The 18,221-nt window shown below is 67.3% G+C and carries 18 protein-coding genes; 10 read left to right on the top strand and 8 right to left on the bottom strand.

Going from position 1 to position 18,221, the window contains the following annotated elements; all coding sequences use genetic code 11:
- The first annotated feature begins 7 nt into the window (after positions 1-7).
- Positions 8-691, top strand: coding sequence for a toll/interleukin-1 receptor domain-containing protein (locus tag ACTMTI_RS40115; protein ID WP_441126006.1), 684 nt, complete (start codon positions 8-10; stop codon positions 689-691).
- A gap of 4 nt (positions 692-695) precedes the next feature.
- On the opposite strand, the gene ACTMTI_RS40120 is transcribed toward ACTMTI_RS40115, so the two are convergent.
- Positions 696-1,553, bottom strand: coding sequence for a hypothetical protein (locus tag ACTMTI_RS40120; protein ID WP_441126007.1), 858 nt, complete (start codon positions 1,551-1,553; stop codon positions 696-698).
- A gap of 320 nt (positions 1,554-1,873) precedes the next feature.
- On the opposite strand from ACTMTI_RS40120, the gene ACTMTI_RS40125 reads away from it, so the two are divergent.
- The 3 genes from ACTMTI_RS40125 to ACTMTI_RS40135 are packed head-to-tail and all read left to right on the top strand — an operon-like array spanning position 1,874 to position 5,122.
- Positions 1,874-3,061 carry a hypothetical protein gene (locus ACTMTI_RS40125; protein WP_441126008.1) on the top strand — a complete coding sequence of 396 codons (1,188 nt, stop codon included), beginning with the start codon at positions 1,874-1,876 and terminating at the stop codon, positions 3,059-3,061.
- Positions 3,058-4,488 (top strand): radical SAM protein, encoded by a 1,431-nt coding sequence (locus ACTMTI_RS40130; RefSeq protein WP_441126009.1) that lies wholly within the window; start codon positions 3,058-3,060, stop codon positions 4,486-4,488. The genes ACTMTI_RS40125 and ACTMTI_RS40130 overlap by 4 nt, the downstream gene beginning before the upstream one ends.
- A complete protein-coding gene (locus ACTMTI_RS40135; protein ID WP_441126010.1) occupies positions 4,481-5,122 on the top strand; it encodes a class I SAM-dependent methyltransferase in 642 nt (213 codons plus the stop codon). The genes ACTMTI_RS40130 and ACTMTI_RS40135 overlap by 8 nt, the downstream gene beginning before the upstream one ends.
- 118 nt (positions 5,123-5,240) lie before the next feature.
- On the opposite strand, the gene ACTMTI_RS40140 is transcribed toward ACTMTI_RS40135, so the two are convergent.
- The 5 genes from ACTMTI_RS40140 to ACTMTI_RS40160 form a co-directional block, all read right to left on the bottom strand.
- On the bottom strand, positions 5,241-5,789 hold the full coding sequence (locus ACTMTI_RS40140) for a RipA family octameric membrane protein (RefSeq protein WP_441126011.1): 549 nt from the start codon (positions 5,787-5,789) through the stop codon (positions 5,241-5,243).
- 232 nt (positions 5,790-6,021) lie between these two features.
- Positions 6,022-6,516, bottom strand: coding sequence for a hypothetical protein (locus ACTMTI_RS40145; protein WP_441126012.1), 495 nt, complete (start codon positions 6,514-6,516; stop codon positions 6,022-6,024).
- 218 nt (positions 6,517-6,734) lie between these two features.
- Positions 6,735-7,844: a tetratricopeptide repeat protein gene (locus ACTMTI_RS40150; protein WP_441126013.1), complete on the bottom strand. Its 1,110-nt coding sequence runs from the start codon at positions 7,842-7,844 to the stop codon at positions 6,735-6,737.
- A 135-nt stretch (positions 7,845-7,979) separates the two neighbouring features.
- The gene (gene prfH / locus ACTMTI_RS40155) at positions 7,980-8,702 is read right to left on the bottom strand and encodes a peptide chain release factor H (RefSeq protein ID WP_441126014.1); all 723 of its coding nucleotides are present in this window, start codon (positions 8,700-8,702) and stop codon (positions 7,980-7,982) included.
- A complete protein-coding gene (locus ACTMTI_RS40160; RefSeq protein WP_441126015.1) occupies positions 8,699-9,898 on the bottom strand; it encodes an RNA ligase RtcB family protein in 1,200 nt (399 codons plus the stop codon). Before ACTMTI_RS40160 ends, prfH begins: the two co-directional genes overlap by 4 nt.
- A 349-nt stretch (positions 9,899-10,247) precedes the next feature.
- Here ACTMTI_RS40160 and ACTMTI_RS40165 point away from each other — a divergent pair, with 349 nt between their 5' ends.
- From ACTMTI_RS40165 to ACTMTI_RS40185, 5 genes are all read left to right on the top strand, one after another.
- Entirely contained in the window at positions 10,248-10,943 is a 696-nt protein-coding gene (locus ACTMTI_RS40165; RefSeq protein WP_441126016.1) for an NUDIX hydrolase, read from the top strand.
- A gap of 13 nt (positions 10,944-10,956) precedes the next feature.
- Positions 10,957-12,099 (top strand): 5'-methylthioadenosine/S-adenosylhomocysteine nucleosidase family protein, encoded by a 1,143-nt coding sequence (locus ACTMTI_RS40170; RefSeq protein WP_441126017.1) that lies wholly within the window; start codon positions 10,957-10,959, stop codon positions 12,097-12,099.
- On the top strand, positions 12,096-14,090 hold the full coding sequence (locus tag ACTMTI_RS40175; protein ID WP_441126018.1) for a hypothetical protein: 1,995 nt from the start codon (positions 12,096-12,098) through the stop codon (positions 14,088-14,090). The genes ACTMTI_RS40170 and ACTMTI_RS40175 overlap by 4 nt, the downstream gene beginning before the upstream one ends.
- A 122-nt stretch (positions 14,091-14,212) precedes the next feature.
- The gene (locus ACTMTI_RS40180; RefSeq protein ID WP_441126106.1) at positions 14,213-14,365 is read left to right on the top strand and encodes a hypothetical protein; all 153 of its coding nucleotides are present in this window, start codon (positions 14,213-14,215) and stop codon (positions 14,363-14,365) included.
- A 353-nt stretch (positions 14,366-14,718) separates the two neighbouring features.
- Positions 14,719-15,858 carry an alpha/beta fold hydrolase gene (locus tag ACTMTI_RS40185; RefSeq protein WP_441126019.1) on the top strand — a complete coding sequence of 380 codons (1,140 nt, stop codon included), beginning with the start codon at positions 14,719-14,721 and terminating at the stop codon, positions 15,856-15,858.
- 243 nt (positions 15,859-16,101) lie between these two features.
- Here ACTMTI_RS40185 and ACTMTI_RS40190 read toward each other — a convergent pair whose 3' ends face one another.
- Positions 16,102-16,524: a nuclear transport factor 2 family protein gene (locus tag ACTMTI_RS40190; protein WP_441126020.1), complete on the bottom strand. Its 423-nt coding sequence runs from the start codon at positions 16,522-16,524 to the stop codon at positions 16,102-16,104.
- A 60-nt stretch (positions 16,525-16,584) separates the two neighbouring features.
- On the opposite strand from ACTMTI_RS40190, the gene ACTMTI_RS40195 reads away from it, so the two are divergent.
- On the top strand, positions 16,585-16,956 hold the full coding sequence (locus ACTMTI_RS40195) for a zinc-binding dehydrogenase (RefSeq protein WP_441126021.1): 372 nt from the start codon (positions 16,585-16,587) through the stop codon (positions 16,954-16,956).
- Between the two features lie 117 nt (positions 16,957-17,073).
- Here the strand turns inward: ACTMTI_RS40195 and ACTMTI_RS40200 are convergent, their stop codons facing one another.
- A complete protein-coding gene (locus ACTMTI_RS40200; protein ID WP_441126022.1) occupies positions 17,074-18,177 on the bottom strand; it encodes an epoxide hydrolase family protein in 1,104 nt (367 codons plus the stop codon).
- Positions 18,178-18,221: the final 44 nt, after the last annotated feature.

Consider the following 18,221-nt stretch of genomic DNA (forward strand, 5'->3'; position numbering starts at 1 on the left):
TCGCGCCATGTTGGGCTTCCGTTCGGAGGAAGTTGTGACTTCGACGTATGACGTTTTCATCAGCTACAGCCGTCATGACGTTGATTTCGCGGTTGATCTCGAGAGAACGCTGTCGAGCCTGTCGGTGTATCGAGATCAGAGTACTGTTCAAGTCGGTGACGCCTGGTTCTCCGCGCTGGTAAGCGCGATCTATTCCTCCCGTGCGGTGGTCGTCCTCCTGTCAGCCGAGTACATCTCCTCTCCCATTTGCCGGGCCGAGCTTTTTCATGCACTTGGTCGCGACCCCGACGGCCAAGCGAAGATTGTCCTTCCTGTGCTGATTAAGCCCGTACAACTGCCGGACGTGTTACGTCTCGTACACTATTTCGACGCGACAAAAGGGCAGCCGCGAGAAGATGTTTTGAGCGCCCTGCGGTCGGCGATCACAGCCGGGCTGTCGGCCCCGCGCCCAGCGAGAGTTCCACCTGAGGTCGAGGAAGCACGGCTTGCTCTCGCAGTCGAGCTCAACCCCGATGCCAAGACGCTGGTGAGAGTGCTGCGCATGGCCCGGCGAGCCCTTGCCAACCTCGAGGTCAGGGCGGCCGCGCACACCACGGCGACGCTGCCGCCGACCCTGGAGATCGAACTCGAGGACAAACGGGAAGAGGTGCGCGCCTTCGAAGAACGCCTGCGCAGGGCGATCGCGGGCTGATGCCTCATCGGTAGTGCCAGGCGATGCGCAACCCCTGGTAGGGCAGCAACGGCTCCGTGATGCGATATGTGCTCACCTCATATCCGTCCTGAGTCACGACCTCATCGGCCATCCATTCCCCCGAGCGGGACGGGTGCCAGAACTCCACCCGCAACTGGAACCGCTTCGCGTGCTCCACCGGCAGTCGCACGGTGGCCGTGTAGTTGGTGCACGGGTAGTAGGAGACCAGGATCTCCTCGCTTCTCACCGGGTGGAAGACCTCCACCTCCGCGGACACCTTGGCGGACTGGCCCCGCCGCAGGTTGTAGGGCACCCGGTAGAAGCAGCCGTACGCGCTTCGCTCGGCGTACCTCTCAAGCTCATCACCGGCGAGGTCGATCGGCGCGTTGCCGTGCGAGTCGATGGTCATCCGCTGGAGCCTGCCTCGCTGGCTCAACGGGCTCGGCACGTGGTAAACGGCGTAGCTGCGCATCGACTCCTCGGCGATGTGCGTCGAGGCGATCTGCTCGAAGGAGTAGTTGAGAGCGGCGTCTATCGCCTCGTCGGCCGGCGGGCGACGCCGTCTGTTCGGCTGCAGGGTCATGTTCCAGCGAAACGACCGGCGGTAGGCGGAGGCGAGCACGACCTGTTTCATCACCGCGTTGACCAGTGATGGTTCGCAGTAGAGAGACAGGTAATCCATGATCTCTTGAAGGGTCCGGCTGCCGGTCCAGTCGGGCAGTTCTTTGAGCTGGAGCCGTGGCACCTTCCCCGATAACCGCTGTTCCAGATGGTCGATCTTCGACCGCTGGTTCTCCAGGTTGACCTGAAGTTCGGCGGGAATCGTCAAGGTCGTGTACGCCGCAGCCTGCTCCTCGAGCACCGCGAGCAGTCGCCTTCCCTGATCAAGTTGGCGCTCAATCGCGGTTATCTCCCATTTGTCCAATAGGGGCACCTCTCTTGCCGCATATAAATGGCGATGTTAGCTTAGCCGCAGGAAGGGGGTAGTAGAAATGCGACAGAATGCACCTTCGGACGCAACCGTAAAGTGGATGTACCCCGTCGTCCGTCACTGCTGCGACGGCTCTAGACCCTAGCCCCTATTTATGTGGGGCCTTTCCTGTGATAAGAGTCATCCGTTACTGGCTGGGAATACTTCCGCCGGCGGCGGAGAGTTCCCAGCCGACCGGAAGGGGCGTGTCGGTGTCAGTGCTTGAAACGCTCTACGAGGATGTCGTCGGGTTCTACCGAGGCTGGCACGCGTTGGAGACCTCCGGGATCTACAGCGACGGCCACGAGATCGTCGACCAGGACTACTCGCCCTTGCTCCACCACGATGATTTCTCCTCCCGCCGGGAGGTGCTCGGCGCTTTGACCGAGTTACGGCGGAGACTCGCCGAACAGCCCGGCCTCGACCAAATGGTGTGGGACAACCTGGTCGCGTCCGCGACCTTTCTCCGGGCCATGCTCGGCGAACGCCTCAGTCTCCGGCACTATGTCTCCGTCCTCTACCTCTACGATCCGGTTCCTATTCCGGAGCGCACCCTGGAGGCGACGGCTGCCGACGTTCAGGAGCTCTGCGGGCACTTCGGCCTGGAATATCGCCCTGAAGATCGCCTTCCCTACTTCGCGCGTTTCCGGGTCGAGTCCCCTGATGAGGTGGTCGAGCTGGCCCGCGCGGGGCAGGACTATTGGCTCGACCGCCTGTACAGGCACATCGAGCCGCTCGACGAGTTGAAGATCGAGATCGAGACCGTCCAGAAGGACGAACCCTGGAGTTTCTTCCTCAGCAGCCATGCCGGCCTCGCCACTTGGTCGATCAATACTCACCCCAGGCACACCTTCACTCGCGGGCAGTGCAAATACATCGCGTCCCACGAGATCGCCGGCCACGCAGTCCAGAACCCCTCCTGGGCGCGGGCGGTGACCCGGGCCGGCCTTCCCGCGGCCCTGCACATCCATGCCACGCACCACCCGATCGTGACGCTGGCCGAAGGAATCGCCCAGGCGCTGCCCTACTTCCTCTGTCCCAGGTCCGAACTCGACCCGGAGATGATGCTCGCGAAAAAGCTGCGCGAGTTGCGGGACATGGTGCTGGCCAACGCGCAACTGATGCTGGAGGGGGGCAGTCCTGTCACGGCCGTCTGGGAGTACTGCACGAGCCGTCTGTTCTTCGTGGAGCCATTCGAGATCGAGCGCGATCTCGCCAACCGCGTGCTGAAGCCCGCGCAGCGGGCGTACCAGCACTGCTACGCGCCGGCGTTTCTCGCGTTCCACCGGCTGGCCGAGAGCTTGGACCAGGACGAGGTCGGAGAGTTTCTCCGCTCGCACTACCAGCAGATCCCATCGGTGCGGGACTTCTGGCGACGGGCACAGGAGGTCACAGCATGACGCAGACCCTGAGATGGTCCCCCACCGCGCATTTCGTCGAAGGTCCAGGGGCCACCGCCGTCCTCAATTCTCTCTACCTGAAACCGGTCTATCTCGGGCCTGACTTCGCCCGGCTGAAGCACCTGCACGCCACCGGGGCCGCTCCCCGCGAGTCGCTCGATCACCTGAACGTGCCCGCGCCGGCGCGCGACGACCTGGCACGTGCATTGATCGACGCCAGGGTCCTGCTGGAACCGGGGTCCGTCATGACCACCACCGACGAGGTCGCCGGGACCGTCAAGGCCGACCGCCACCTGACCGAGCTGTATCTCGTCGTCACGGGCGCCTGCAACTTCTCGTGCAGCCACTGCCTGAGCGGCTCGGACGAGACCACCTCGACGTTCTTCAAGACGGCGATGGACGAGAAGACGGCCATACGCTCGGTGGAGCTGTTCGCCTCCGTCATGGATCCGGACCGGGCGAACCGCGTCGTCTTCTACGGCGGAGAGCCGCTGCTGCGCTGGCCGCTCATGCAGCTGGTCATGGACGAGGTACGCGCGCATCCGCGGTTCGGCCGGGGGCCCGGCCAGATCCACACCAAGGTGATCACCAACGGATCGCTGCTCACCGCGCGGATGGCCGAGGAACTGGGCCGCAACAAGGCCGAAGTGGTGCTGTCGTTCGACGGCCCTGACTGGCTGACCCAGCTGTCGCGGCCCAGCCGAACCAAGAACGCCTACCCGCAGTTGAACCAGCTCGTGGACCTGCTCACCGCCGGCGGCGTGGAACCCTCGCTCTCGATCACCGTGACGGAGCCGACCCTGGATCACCTGGAGGTGATCCTGGAGTGGGTCACGAACGAGGTCACCATACCCGTGGTGTTCTGCATCCTGAAGCAGCAGGAGGATCTGCTCTACACCGACGTCTTCGCCGAACGGGCGTCCGACGCCATGATCGCGGCGTACCGGCGCATCCTGGCCTTCGGCGGCGAGGAGCAGCGGCTGAGCCGCATGCTGGCGTGCGTCCGGGACAACATCCCCTACGTCCAGTCCTGCTACGCCCAGGGCGCCCATCAGATAGTCGTCGACCAGAACGGCCGGGTGGGGGTCTGCCAGGGCTTCCTCGAGGACAGCAAGTTCTTCCACGCCAACGTCTGGCAGCCGAATCTCGCCTCCCGCCTCTTCGACACTCCGGCGATGAAGCACTGGGAAGACCGCATCCCGGTGAACATCGACCCCTGCCGCGGCTGCGCCTCGGTCGGCATCTGCGGTGGTGGCTGCCCCGCGTCCGCCAGCAAGGGGGGTAAGACCATCTACGACATCGACCTCGGGCACTGCCGCCAGTCCAAGAAGGTGCTGCCGTTCCTGCTCTGGGAGGTCCTCAACGTGCCTGAACTGCGAGACCGTTTCGCACTCCCGGCCTACGAAACCTTCGGGCTCGATGCCTGATCAGAGCGGGCTGACGGTCGTCCAACGCTGGTTGCTCCGGCACGCCCAGCGCAATCCCAGGGCAGATCTCAAAGCCAACTACACGCAGCTGCTGCGCGGCGCGACCGGGCGGGCGGCCGAGATCGGCTGCGGGCCGGGACAGTTGTTCGCGCACTATCCGCCGTCGGTCACCTCGCTCATCGCCGTGGAGATCAACCCGATGTTCCGCGGCAGGGCGACGGATGCGGCGGCCAAGGTGTCGCTTCCGATCGAGGTCGTGGAAGGCAACGAGGACGGTACCCTCCCACTTGCCGATGGGAGCGCCGACGTGGTGGTGTGCTGCGAGGTCCTGTGCTCCGCCGCCGAGCCCAGGCGACTGCTCGCCGAGGCCCATCGAGTCCTGCGGCCCGGCGGCGAGCTGCGCGTCTACGAGCACAGTCTCTCGACCCGTTACGCGGGTCGGCTGGCGCAGCGCACGGTCGACGTGCTCGGGTGGCCCCGCATGCTCGGCGGATGCCACGCCGCTCGGGACGTGTTCGGCATGGTCGGCCTGTCCGGCTTCGTGTGGAAGGACTGCCGGCGCCTCTGGTGCGCCAGACTCGTGCTGACCTGGCCGATCGGGCCGCATGTTCTCGGCGTGGCTGTCCGGGCGTAGGGGCACTCACCGCAGACCTCGGGACGTCGTCGACGGCTGGTCGCCGATCCGGCAGACCTCCGCGTGGGAATTCGGTCCGCTATCCGACATCGCGCCGCAGCATGCGGTGCGCGTCCGGCTAATCCGTCAGGGCGATGACGAAAGCGCCCAGATAGGCCAAGGTGAAGAGAGCCGGCACCCATTGTTCCAGGCGGGTGAGCGGCAAGTAGCGTCCCGGATCCTTGCCTTGGCCCAAGGCCTCCCACTCGGCACGCCAGTACGGGGACGCCGGCAGGCGTTCCTCCAACGCGCCGATCACGGCGTACTTGGCCGAGTTGAGCTGGCGGTAGGACCGCAGAAGCCAGAACCAGGCGAGACACTGCCCTTCCAAGACGACGACGGAGAGCAGGACGTGCCAGATAGAGGTGGAGCCGTCCCTCCACATGGGCACCAGAATGGTTGCGAATCCCGTATTCAGCGTAAGGAAGAAGGTGTTCGTCACCCCACGTCGTGTGCTGATCCTGTCGGCCATCTCCACGTAGATTTTGTACTGCTCCAGTACCTCATGCACGTCGTGGTCACTGAAAGCGTTCTCTGGGCGGTTCCACAACTGGGGGCGGATTGTGTTGAGTCCCGGGGGAGTCACGGTGATGAGATACTTGCCGACTATGGTTTTCCATAGATTCACCTGATAAGTATCCGCGACCGGGCGGAGCCGCGTACGCGGAATGCCGGTCCCACTCCGGTCACTCACCGGCGCGGGCGGCGTGTTGATTGGTGAGCGTGCCGTCGGCGCGGACGGCGGCTTACTTTGCGACCCGGTACCGCAGGTGCGTAACCGCGTCGGAGGCGATCACCTGCACGCGCTCCAGTTCCATAGGGCCAAGGTCCTCCAATGGTCCAACCCCTGAAAGCGCAGCTCAAAGCCGGGTGCGAGCGGCCGCGGAGAGGTCACGGAGACGGGCAAGGAATGCCTGCCCGTCCGAGCCGGAGTCCAGAGGCAGCAGGTACGAGCTGGCTTCGCTGTGCCCCAGCCACCGGGCGTGAACGAACACGCCGGTCTCACCGCCGAACACCTGGGGGTTCGGAACCTCCAGGACAGCGTCGGCCAAGCGCCCACCAAGGCGTACCGACTCGCCGTCCACCCGGACCAGCACGATCACCACGAACGTGTCGGTGACCACCGCGGCGGCCCGGTTCTCCACCGCCATCGGCGCGAGCGCCCGCCCGCGGAAGAGGCCACGCCGGGATTGCTGAAGGGGAACGCTGTGGGTCTCGCAGCAGATCCGCGCCGACTCGCGCAGATCCTCAAGGAGGTGCTGCTCGGCGTAGCCGTCGAGGAGCACCTGCAGCCGTACGTCAAGGTCGTCGACCGCGCACAGCCGCGTCGACCTGCTGTAGGAAGGCGTGATCACGGTAGGACCTTAGGGGCGAAACCTTGACGGCCACTTGAATCCGCGCAGTCCCTCACTTGCTGCTCTTACCAGCCTCCTGTCGTCGGCGACCGCTCTCCGTAGATCTGCCAGGACCAGGGCGATCAAGATGGAAAGCCTCAGTAGGCTCGGGGAACGCGCGGGGCGGGGGACGTCAGGGCATGGGCAGGCCAGGGCCCATACTGGCGGTCAAGCTTTGATCAGGCCTCCTGTGCCCGCGCGTCGAACTGCCAAGTCCCAGACGGCCGGTGCAGGATCGCGCTGCTGAGCGGAACGCGCGTCAGAAGGCTCGTGCGCTGTTCCGGTGACGGCAGGGTCTCCGCCTTGGCCATCAGCACCGCCTTGGCACGCGATAGCCACGCTTGTGCCTCCTCGCTGCCGGCTGCCCGCAAGACCAAGTAGCGCACGTAGTACACCTCTTCGGTGCGTAGAGCAGGCATGGTTCCGGTTTCCTCCAGCCGTGCAGTTGCCCGCGCGCTCGCCTCCATAGCGCCCTCCAGATCGCCACGACGGAGATCGGCCAGCGCTCGCAAGGCAAGTGCCGCGATCTCGCTGCGCTGGAAGCCGGTGCGTCGGCACTCCTCGACGGTGTCGTCACAAAGTCGCCGGGCCAGGTTGAGGTCGAAGCGGTGATAAGCGGGGGTCATGAGCAGTTCGGCGAGGTAGGTGTGGAGGAGCGGCATTATCGACACGTGTCCCGTCCGCGTCACCCGCTCCCACCCTGCGGAAATCATCTGATCGGCGTGTTCCAACCGGCCCCATTCGAGGTAGAGCTTGCCGAGCAGACCTTGGTTGTAGCCTTGGTGAACGCTGAGATCGGCGTCCCCTTCCAGGAGCCGAAGCGCGGTGCGCAGTACGGCCTCGGCTTCCTCGAAGCGTCCCGTCGCCGTGAGCAGCTGGCCCAGGTAATTCGAGATCATCGCGTATTGGTCTCGGTTCTTGGCTGCCATCAGCTCCGTCAGCGATCGGCGGAGGTGAGTCTCGGCTTCGCCGAACTTACCGTTGTCGAAGGCGGCGACTCCGATGTAGCCGTGGAGTCTGGCCAGCTGCACCCGTAGCAACGGGCGATCCCAGGGGTGCGGGTCCTCGCGAGCGCACCGTTCGGCGACGGCACGAGCTTGGTCGAGTACGGCGATGCCACGGGTCATGTCCCGGCCCACCAAGTGGTGCCCGAGGCTGGCAAGCGCCGGCAGTTCGATCGAGGGGTTTCCGGACTCCGCGGCATGGCCGGCAGCGGACTCGAAGGCGCCCACGGCTTCAGGAAGTCCACCGGCGGCGATCAGGTAAACACCCAGGCACAGGGCAGCCAAGGCGCGCAGCGGTCGCCTGTTCGCTCGGCCGCCTCGACCGCGGCCTCCACCTGCGCGCGGACCTCCTTGGATGGATCGAAGGCTTATATCCGGGCAAGCGGTACAGCCGGACGGCGGCACCCACCGGCTCTTGCCCTAGCGATCCTCATGTTGTCGGATGACGCTCTCCTCCCGTGGTGGTCGGGGGCGGGTGGACTGCGGCCGTCGTCGGCGCGTCTGCTTCTGTGGGGCCAGGTCCTGATTCGACGTTTCCGGACGTTCGATGCGGGTGGGGTTGCCGCGTACGAGCTCGTCGTGGATGCGCCAGCGGGCGGTGGTGACGGCGCGCTCTGTCGCCTCGTCGCCGTGCTCGATGCGCTGTCGCAGCAGCCCCATGGCGAGGCGGCGGTTGAGGCTGAACTGCCGCTCGGTGTCGACCACGACGACGATCCCCGTGGGCCGATGGGTCGCCCGTACGGCCGTGCTGGCCTTGTTGCGATGTTGACCGCCGGGGCCGCCGGTGCGGCAGGCGACGATGTCGACGTCTGCTTCCACGAACGTCGTGCGCGGGGTGTCGACCTGGCAGGGTTGGGCGATGACGTACCAGTTCTTCCGGCCGGTGTTGGCCCGGTAAGGGCTGGGGGCCTGCCAGCACAGGGTTCCGGTCCACGAGGCGGCGAACGCCTCGGCGCCGTCTCCTGCGATTCGGACGAGGACCGATCGGTAGGTGCCGGGCCGGTCACCGGGAACAGTGTGGGCCCGATGGGTCTCCAGGTCCTGCCGGGTGGCGTCGCCTTCCAGGCGGTGCAGCAGTTGAGCCAGCGCCCAGGCACACTCCTGCGGGCCGCGCCCGGCCGACAGGAGCAAGTGGACGCTCACGGCCGGCCTCGCTTGCGGCGCTGGTCCCGGTGGTCCCTGTGGGGCGCTGACCCGAGGTCGGGTGTCTTGTAGGTGACCAGAGGGATCGTCGTGGCAACGGGCGTGGCCAGGTCATGGGCGACAAGGTCGGCGATCACTTGCTCGATGCGCTTGTAGGCAGTTGGTGCTTCCTCGAAGAGGAGCTGGCGGTCGCCGCACACCACCAGCGATCCCATCGGGGTACGGCGCAGCTCTTCAACCGTGTGCTTGGCCCGCCCGCGGCGCAGGGCGTCCGCACGCGACATCTTGCGGCCCGCGCCGTGTGCCACGGAGTGGCCGGCGTCCGGCCCGGCGTGGGCGGCCACGAGGTAGGATGGGGTGCCACGCGTGCCGGCGATGAGCACGTCGCGGCCGTCACCCGGCGCTGCTCCCTTGCGGTGCAGGTAGATCCCGTCGCGGCGCTCGACCAGGTTGTGGCACTGGTCGAGGATCGGCTCGGTGGGCTCGGTCCCCAGCGCGTGGGCGACCCGGGCGGCCAGAAGCCGCCGGTTGAGCGACCCCCATCGTACGGCCTCGTCATGCATGGCCAGGTAGGCGCCGGGATCAGGGGCCGGGCCCGCGCCGTGGACCGCGGTGTGCTCGCGCAAGATCCGTTCGCCCAGCCCCCGGGAACCGCTGTGGACGATGAGAACCAGGTCGCCGGCGGCGAGTCCGAGCCGGCTCGCGTGGCCGGGCTCGAAGACGGTTCCGATGCGCGCCAGTTCGACGAAGTGGTTGCCGCGGCCGACTGTCCCGAGTCCCTCAAGGTGACCTGCGGGAATATCGCCCTTCAGCACGGCCCAGGCGGGATCGTCGGCATCCTGCTCGGGATCGAGCGCGCGATCGAGGTCGGGGAACCGGGCGGCGAGCTTCTCGGGTACGGCGCGCTTGAGCTTGACGGGGAAGACGGCGATGCCGCATCCGATGTCGGAGCCAACCAGAAACGGATACAGGATGGCCGACGCCATGGCGGCACCGATGGGGGCGCCCTTGCCGGGGTGCAGGTCCGGCATGGCGGCGACGTGCATCATGCCGTCCAAGGCGGCCACCTGATGGCATTGCGCGACGGCATCGGACTCGATCCAACTTGTGGGGGAGGCGAACACGGTGACGGTGGCCGACTCCGTGGCCGGAGTGGACGGCGGCAGGAACTCCTGCCGGGAGTGTTGCTGAGACAAATACGCTCTCTTCGCTGAACAAGGTATGGGCGGGCGGCATCACGGCGTGAGTCGGCGCCGTGGCATCTCGAAGTAGCGGGGTGCTGTCCGTCAGAGCCTCATGGACACCACATTCTCTGAGCCCCGCCATGCCAGGCAAACGATTTTCGGCCGTACGGGCTTGCCTGGCCGTGCGGCTACCGGCACGCCTGATCGCTAACGCGCCCTTTGCCACCGACACCCGGCGTTCTCCCGGCCCCACGCCGGCTTCAGCGGCCCGGTGTAAAGCAGCGGGCTGGCGAGGCCGGCATGAGGTCCCGTACTCGACAAAGGGCTTTCTGTCGATCTGACAAAAAGCTATGGTGTACCCATGGCCGACGACCCATGGCAGCCGCCGCGCATCCTGCTCGCGGTCGACCTGGTGATCCTCACCCTCCGCGACACGCGCCTGCATGTCCTGCTCGTGGAGCGTGGCGTTGACCCTTTCCGCGGGGCGCTCGCCCTGCCGGGCGGCTTTCTGCGCGACGAGCACGAGGACATCGAGGCAGCGGCACGACGCGAGTTGGCCGAGGAGGCGGGCCTGTCCGACGTGCACCTGGAGCCCTTGGGTGTGTACGGCGAGCCGGGCCGCGACCCGCGCGGCCGCGTCGTGTCCGTCGCCTACCTGGCCATCGCGCCCCGCCTGCCGGACCCGGTCGCCGGCACCGACGCCGCCCGCGCCTCCTGGACGGCGGTGGACGACGCCCTGACGCCGGGCACGAAACTGGCGTTCGACCATTGCCGCATCGTCACCGACGGGGTCGAGCGCGCGCGGGCCAAGCTGGAGCACACCGCCCTGGCCACCGCGTTCTGCGCCGAGACCTTCACCATCTCGGAGCTCCAGCAGGTGTACGAGGCGGTCTGGGGCGTTCAACTCGATCCCCGCAACTTCTACCGCAAAGTCCAGGGCGCCCGCGGCTTCATCGTTGCCGACGGCCCGATGCGTAAGACCCCGAACGGGCGGCCCGCCCGGCTTTTCAAGGCGGGTCCGGTCCACGAACTCAATCCCCCGATGACTCGACCTTAGGAGGTCGATGATCATGATCGTGATTCTCACCGCGCTGGATCTGGAGTATCAGGCCGTTCGCAGGCACCTGACCGACCCGCAGGTGCACCGCCACACCGCCGGCACCCGATTCGAGCTCGGCTGCCTCGCGAACGGCGGCCAGCGGGTGGCTCTGGGCCTGGTCGGCAAGGGCAATCATCCTTCGGCGGTGATCACCGAGCGGGCGATCGCCGAGTTCTCGCCGTCGGCGCTGCTGTTCGTGGGGGTCGCCGGCGCTCTGTGGCCCGGCATCGGCCTGGGTGACGTGGTGGTGGCCACGCACGTGTACGCCTACCACGGCGGCACCAGCGAGGACGACGGTCTCAAAGCCCGCCCGCGCGTCTGGGAGATCGCCCACGAGATCGATCAGATCGCCCGTCACCTTCACCGCACCGGGACCTGGACGCGCCACCTGCCCGCGGGCGGGGCCGTGCCCACGGTGCTGTTCGGCCCGATCGCGGCTGGCGAGGTCGTACAGGACTCCGCTATCTCCGCGCACGCCCAATGGGTGCGCCATACCTACAACGACGCGCTCGCGATCGAGATGGAGTCGGCCGGCATGGCGCAGGCCACCCATCACAACAGGTCGCTGCCCATGGCCGTGGTGCGCGGCATCAGCGACCGCGCCGACGGCACGAAGACCGCAACCGACGGCCTGAACTGGCAGCCGAAGGCGGCCGCCAACGCCGCCGCCTTCGCCGTGGCCCTGGCTCAGGAACTGGCCGTGGAGCACGAAAACCATCCGGCGAGCAAGGAGAGAGAGGCGAACGGCATGGCCGACAACGTCAAGAACGTCGCCCGCGACAACGCCCGGGTGGGCGTGCAGGCGGGGCACATCCACGGCAACGTCACCGTCGGCCACCCTCCTCAGAACCAGGCAGCCGACCCGGTCGCCCAGCTCGCCGAGTTGCGCGACCGGCTTGCCAGAGCGCGCAAGGCCCAGGAGGTGGACGAGGACACGTTCACCGCGGCGGAGCAAGAGATCGCCGTCGCCGCCGAGTCGCTGTCGGAGAGCACCCAGGAGGGCAGGAGCAAGGCGGTGATCGCGCTCAAGAAGCTCCGCGGGCTCCTGGCGGACGTGGCGGAGCTGGCGGCGCACGTGTCGGCCGTCATCGCGGCCATCCGGAGCGTCCTGTGAACGATTCCCCCTCCGGCCCGACCAACCTCGCCACGGACTCGGCGAACGTCGCCGTCCAGGCGGAGGCCATCCACGGGCCTGTCAACGTCTACCAGGTCGCGGCCGCCCCTTCGCCCGAGGAGATCTTCGAGGTGGGGCTCAATTCCCTGCGCGCCGGGATGGCTCCGGAGGCTCGCGAGCACATTCGCGACGCCGTGGTCCTGCGCAACTACGTCAACGGCCACTCCTGCTTCTACCTGCTGCTGGCCCTGCTCAGCGGACGCACCCTGCAGCAGGTGCCGCCGAACGAGATCGACATGTTGCGTTGCGTGCGCGGTGCCGTCAAGGACGACGACGAATGGGCCGACGCGATCAAGCTGGTCGACCACCTCCTGACGTCCCGTCCTCAGGAGGGCGGGGCTGCCGGCCTGGAGCAGGAGTTCCAGAAACTGACCGACGAGCAGCGCAACGACGTCCTCCAGCACATGGAGATGTTCCTGGACAGCTCCGCCGAGGACGCCCTGTGGGCGCGCGCCTTCGACGCGGCCAAGAGCGACCGCTGCGCGAATGACAGGCTGGGCCGGGCATGGAAGTTTTTTCAGCCGGAGCCCATCGGCGCACGGGTACGGCCGGCGGATCCCGTCCTCATCGGACTCGGCACCTGGACCGCGGCCACGGCGGCCACCGCTCCGGCCCTGGCGGCCGTCGGCTTCATCGGCGCCACGGCATGGCAGCACAACGGGACGGCGGCGCTGTTCACCCTGCTGGCTCTCGCGGCCGGTTGCTATGCGAGCGTGCGCGGCGGCGTGGAGTGGCGGTGCAAGAAGGAGCGACGCCAGGCGAAGGACCGCGAGTATCTGCGCAGGCCGGCCCCCACCACGCGTGGTGATGGTTTCGCGAGCAAGATCGACCGGCAGTTCAACCACTATTCCGCGTTGTACACCCCACGCGGCGCGAACAAGGCCCGCTGGCTCTCGGAGACGGCAGGTGTCCGCCAGTCCTTGCGCGACGAGGTGGTCACCATCTACCGGGAGAGCACGGTCAACGCCAAGCGAGTCGCCTGGCTCACCAGATACCTGGTCGCCGACGTCGCGCGGCGCTGGCAGGCGGGGAAGTTATGGGACTACCGCAAGGAGTTGCGCGTCCCCTTTCTTCTGAAAGCGATGTGCGTGCTCACCTCGGCTGCGGCGACCGCGGCAGGCGCCTTCCTGGTCTGGAGCGGAGCGCACGTCAGGCCGTTGCCCGTGTCGCTGGCCGCGATCGCCGCCCTGGCCTCGGTCTGGTCCGCGGCTCGCCTCTGGCTGCGCATCGCCGCGGAGTACAGGCGCCACTCCGCCGACAAGGCGGAAAAGAAGAGCCTGCTGGCCGGCCGCCAGGCGGCTTTCGACCGATGGAAGAGCAAACTCGCCGACAGGCCGGACGATCTCGAAATGGCCCGCTGGCTGGAGTGCGACCGCAAGGCGCTGATGGAGCAGGCGATGGCCCTCTACAGGTTGAAACGGCAGGACGTCCTCGCCCATGCCTTCATCGAGGCCCCCGCCACGCCCTCCTACGCCAGGGCACGCGTCCAGAACGGGCCATGGCGCTATTCGAAATACAAGATCCTGCTCTTCCTGCTCACCAAGGACGGTGTGCGGCAGTTGACCCAGCACCTGGACTTCCAGAAGGCCACCACCCGCAGCCGGGCACGCACCAACTACCGCTACGACGCGTTCACCTCCGTCCAGGTGGCCGAGACCGACAGCGGAGAGAACGTCTTCGAGCTGACGCTGACCAACGGCGATCCGATCAAGGTCAAGGTGACCGATCCACCCTCGGACGTCACCGAGACCGAGGACAAGGATCCGCAAGGCGCGTCCCAGCTGACCCTTGGCACGGCAGGGCTCAGCAACGCCCTGCACGTCCTGGAGGGGGTCGCCGCGGAGGGCAAGGAGTGGATCGCCTTCGAACGCCAACGTGAGAAAGTCCCCCTCGCGGAGGTGAGCAAGGGCGTGAACGCCATCTTCGCCTGACGAACATGACCGAAACCACTTCCGATAATCGTTCGTTCACCAGACACGAGCTGGGTGCGGCAGAGGGGTGGCCAGGTAGCCGATCTGCGAGGCGCCATCGGGGCGTTGATCCGCCGGCCTGCGTGCTGGCGGATCCCAGCGCGATGGCCTGCAACGCCCTCGCCGCCCGGATGCTGCGGCGGCCGTATCGGACGGTCAGCCCCGGAACCTGCTCGGCGAACGTCGCCTTCGTGCACGTGGAGGTGCGGCAGAAGAACCGGTGCACGCGCAGGTGAACGAGCACCTCCTGGCCCCCGACCGCAGTATCGGACAGCCGCCGTTCATAGTGGCTGTGCACTCGCTGCGACGGCGTTCCACAGGCCGGGCAGGCAGCCTGCGAAGTCCCGGTCCTGGCCCGGATCCTTACCGTGGTTCCCGACCGGAAGACCTGAGTTCTGTGTCCCCGCGCCTGACGGTGATACGGGCGGAGCCTCCAGGGCGGACGAGGCCGGAATTTGACAGGCAAGCTCCGACCCAAAGGTAAAATTTCGGTCCGTTGCTATGCCATGACTCGCGTGGCCGTTAACCTTGCCGAAACTTTGGTGCCCCTATGACCGAAGTAGGGAGGGATGGGCGAACGCCCGCCACGATGTTGAACGTCCTGTCGTTGTCCTCGGCTTTCACCCCCATCACCCGCCTTGGGGCCGATGTGCTCCGGGCAGGGACGCAGATCGTCGGGAAGGTCTGCGACTGGGCGGGCGGGCTGCCGGCTGCGGTGCTGGCGATGCCCGTACCGCTGGTCAACCGTGGCAGGACCATTCCGCCTGCGGTTCCCTCCGCTATGGGGTCTCTTGTGGAAGTGCGCCCGCCGGGTCTGGCCCCGATGACCGTGGCGTACGAGCGGCGCGGAACCGGTGAGCCGGTGGTCTTGCTGCACGGCCTCGGGTCGAACCGGCAGGCGTGGGACGCGGTGGTGCCGTTGCTGACGGTCGAGCGCGACGTGATCACGGTAGATCTGCCGGGCTTCGGTGAGTCTCCCGATTTGCCCGACGGTCAGCCCCATGACCTGCCCACCCTGGTGGCTGGGCTGGGCGCGGTGTTCAGCGCGCTTGGGCTGGAGCGGCCGCATGTGGTCGGGCATTCCCTGGGCGGGCTGATCGCGTTGCGGCTGGGCCAGGCAGGTCTCGCCCGCAGCGTGACCGCGGTGGCCCCGGCCGGATTCTGGAGCCAGACCGAGCGGTGGTACGCCTTTGCCGTACTGACCGCGGCCCGTCAGATCGCGCGTCTTCCGGAGCCGATCACAGCATGGCTCTCGCAGACGATCCTGGGGCATGCGGCCTTGACCGGCACCTTGTACATGCGCGCTGACCAGTCCGCGCCGGAGGCGGTGGCGGCGTCGCTGCGTGCGCTACGCCAGGCGGTCGCGTTCCAGGCCACCATGAACGCCGGGCGCGCACGGGACCTGTTCGTCGGGGACATCCCCGACCTCCCGGTGACCATTGCCTGGGGCACAGCCGACCGTGTCCTGCCGGCGCGCCAGGCGGCACGTGCGGCAGCCACGATCCCCATGATGCGGATGGTGTGGCTGCCCGGATGCAGCCATGTGCCGATGAACGACGCGCCCCAGCTGGTCGCGCAGGTCATCCTGCAAGCAACCGCCACAAGACCCACCGCCGAGCGGCGCGTCGCGGACTCCAGGCGGGAGATCGCCATCCCCCGCCAGTCGACGGGCATTTCCTCATCGGCGCGCCACATACGTTCCGCGGTAGATGGCCACACGGGATCATGAATCTACGGCATTACCTGTGAAACGCGGATATAGGGGGCTGGGGTGGCCGATGGATCGTTCGGCTCGCGACGCTTCGGGATGCCGAAGGCATGTCGCGTTCTCCGACGCCGGCAACCTCACGCTACCGATGCCGATCCTGGCTCGGCTTGTCCGAACGGGGCGTCGGCACCGCGCTCACCATGTCCAGGGATCCCTAGTTCTGGCCGACGAGCCTTTCTGAGCGTTGGCGATTCTCGGACCGCGTTACGAGTCTCCGGACACCATCCGATGCCCCTTGGCCGTGTCCATGTACTCGCGTACCCGATGGATCAGCCCGTCCCGCAGTTCGAAGATGAAGCAGTAGTCGTTGCGGTAGGCGTTGCCGTTGGCCAGCGTGGCCTCCATGGTCTCCTCCACCACGACCACATCGCCGGCGGCGTGGAAGCCCCGGAAATCTACTGTCACATCGGCGACGAACAGGCGCGGGAAGTCGACGGTGAGGAAGTGGACGATGGCGTCCCTGCCCACCATGTGGTGCGTCGCGCCGAGTGCGACGGCGGTCGCGTTCCCGGGCGGGGCCAGCCATTCTGCGTCCTCGGTGAAGAATGCCGCGATCAGGTCCTTGTCGCGGGTCGCGAACGATCGCCATGCCCGTTTCACCAGTTCGCGATGCCGCTCGGAGGTCATGCCGGGCAGTGTAGGTATCCGGCGGGGCGGGGGACTGGCGGATTTCGGACATCGTCACCGGTGCCACGACCAGCTGACGTCAAAGAGCCCGTCGACATCGTCGTGGAGACGGTCGGCGGACCCCATCTGGTCACGGCCTGGGGACTCCTTGCTCCCGGCGGGAACCTCCAGTCCGTCGGGTGGACCTCGGGAAAGCCTGCTGTCTTCTCGCCGTATGCCACTGTCGGCCCGACCAGGACGCTCGCTTCCTATGTCAACGAGTTCGGAGCCGCCGCCGACCTGGCCGAGCTGGTACGGCTCGCGGCTGAAGGCGTCCTGGTGCCCGAGATCGGCTGGCGGGACTCCTGGGAAAGCTTCGCCGAGGCGGCCGACGCGCTGCGCGGCCGGCGCGTGGCAGGAAAGGCGGTCTTCGAGCTCAAGTCCCGCGATTGACACCCTTCCGTCTGAAATGCGGCCTGGCGTGGGTTGGCGGGCTACGTCCATGCGCTGTGTGCCGATGCCCTTGCACCCACGGGAGAACGGCTTGACGGCACGAGTCAGGGTGTTTGGTCACTTCAATCCTCCGAAGAAGGTCCGCAGGTCCGTCGCCAGAGTCTCCGGTGCCTCCATGGCCGGGAAGTGCCCGCCCCGCTCGTACTCCGTCCAGTGGGCCTCGGCCGGCGGGTCGACGAGCTTGCGGACCGTGGGATCGGCGCTGAACACCGCGAAGCCTTGCGGCACGGCCGGCGGCGTGCCCCAGTCGGCGGAGTGGGCCTGCTCGTACAGGAATCGGGCGGCGGAGACGCCGCAGCCGGTGAACCAGTAGAGACTCGCGATCGTGAGCAGCTGGTCCCGGTCGTAGGGCAGGTCGGTGGAGCGCTCGAAGCTCTCCGCGATCCAGCCGAGCTGCCCGGCGGGCGAGTCGTTGAGCAGGTAGCCGATGGTCTGGGGGCGGGTGTTCTGGATCGCCAGGTAGCCGCTGCCGTCGGCGCGGAACTCGGCCATCCGCTCCAAGGCAGGCTGGTCCACCGGGTCCGCCGGGTCGAGCCTGTCGGCCATGCCGGGCAGGAAGGTGGCCGTGGCCGCCGCCGTGTACGGATCTGTCACCACGTGGACGCCCACGACGTGCTCGCCGTCGAGGCCCGCCACCGCGCCGGAGACGCCGCCGCCGACGTCGCCGCCGTGGACGCCGTACCGGTCGTAGCCGAGGCGGCGCATCAACTCGATCCAGGCCCGGGCGGTGCGGCCCATGGCCCAGCCCGGCTCGCGTACCGGGGTGGAGAAGGCGAAGCCGGGCAGCGATGGGGCCACCACGTGGAAGTCCTGCCGCAGGTGCTCGATCAGCGTGGTGAACTCGGCGAACGCGCTCGGGTAGCCGTGGGTGAGCACCAGCGGCAGGGCGTCGGGGTTGCCGGAGCGGACGTGCAGGAAGTGGATCTGTTGCCCGTCGATCTCGGTGGTGAACTGCGGGTACTCATTGAGCCGCGCCTCGGCGGCGCGCCAGTCGTAGCCCTCGGCCCAATACGCGGCCAGCTCCTTCAGGAACTCCAGCGGCACGCCGCGGCTCCACCCGACGCTGGGCAGCTCGTCCGGCCAGCGGGTACGGGCCAAGCGGACCGTCAGGTCGTCGACGTCGGGCTGGGGGATGGCGATGGTGAACGGCTGAATCCGCATCTGATGCTCCTTCTCGGCTTGAGCGTTCGCCACGCTAGGAGCCA

The sequence above is a fragment of the Nonomuraea sp. H19 genome (assembly GCF_052068215.1).
GTDB lineage: Bacteria > Actinomycetota > Actinomycetes > Streptosporangiales > Streptosporangiaceae > Nonomuraea.

What these genes read in the sequence shown, in the direction of transcription:
- ACTMTI_RS40115 (WP_441126006.1), top strand. Translation starts at nt 8, where the DNA reads ATGTTGGGCTTCCGTTCGGAGGAAGTTGTGACTTCGACGTATGACGTT.
- ACTMTI_RS40130 (WP_441126009.1), top strand. Translation starts at nt 3,058, where the DNA reads ATGACGCAGACCCTGAGATGGTCCCCCACCGCGCATTTCGTCGAAGGT.
- ACTMTI_RS40135 (WP_441126010.1), top strand. Translation starts at nt 4,481, where the DNA reads ATGCCTGATCAGAGCGGGCTGACGGTCGTCCAACGCTGGTTGCTCCGG.
- ACTMTI_RS40165 (WP_441126016.1), top strand. Translation starts at nt 10,248, where the DNA reads ATGGCCGACGACCCATGGCAGCCGCCGCGCATCCTGCTCGCGGTCGAC.
- ACTMTI_RS40170 (WP_441126017.1), top strand. Translation starts at nt 10,957, where the DNA reads ATGATCGTGATTCTCACCGCGCTGGATCTGGAGTATCAGGCCGTTCGC.
- ACTMTI_RS40185 (WP_441126019.1), top strand. Translation starts at nt 14,719, where the DNA reads ATGTTGAACGTCCTGTCGTTGTCCTCGGCTTTCACCCCCATCACCCGC.
- ACTMTI_RS40190 (WP_441126020.1), bottom strand. Translation starts at nt 16,524, where the DNA reads ATGACCTCCGAGCGGCATCGCGAACTGGTGAAACGGGCATGGCGATCG.
- ACTMTI_RS40200 (WP_441126022.1), bottom strand. Translation starts at nt 18,177, where the DNA reads ATGCGGATTCAGCCGTTCACCATCGCCATCCCCCAGCCCGACGTCGAC.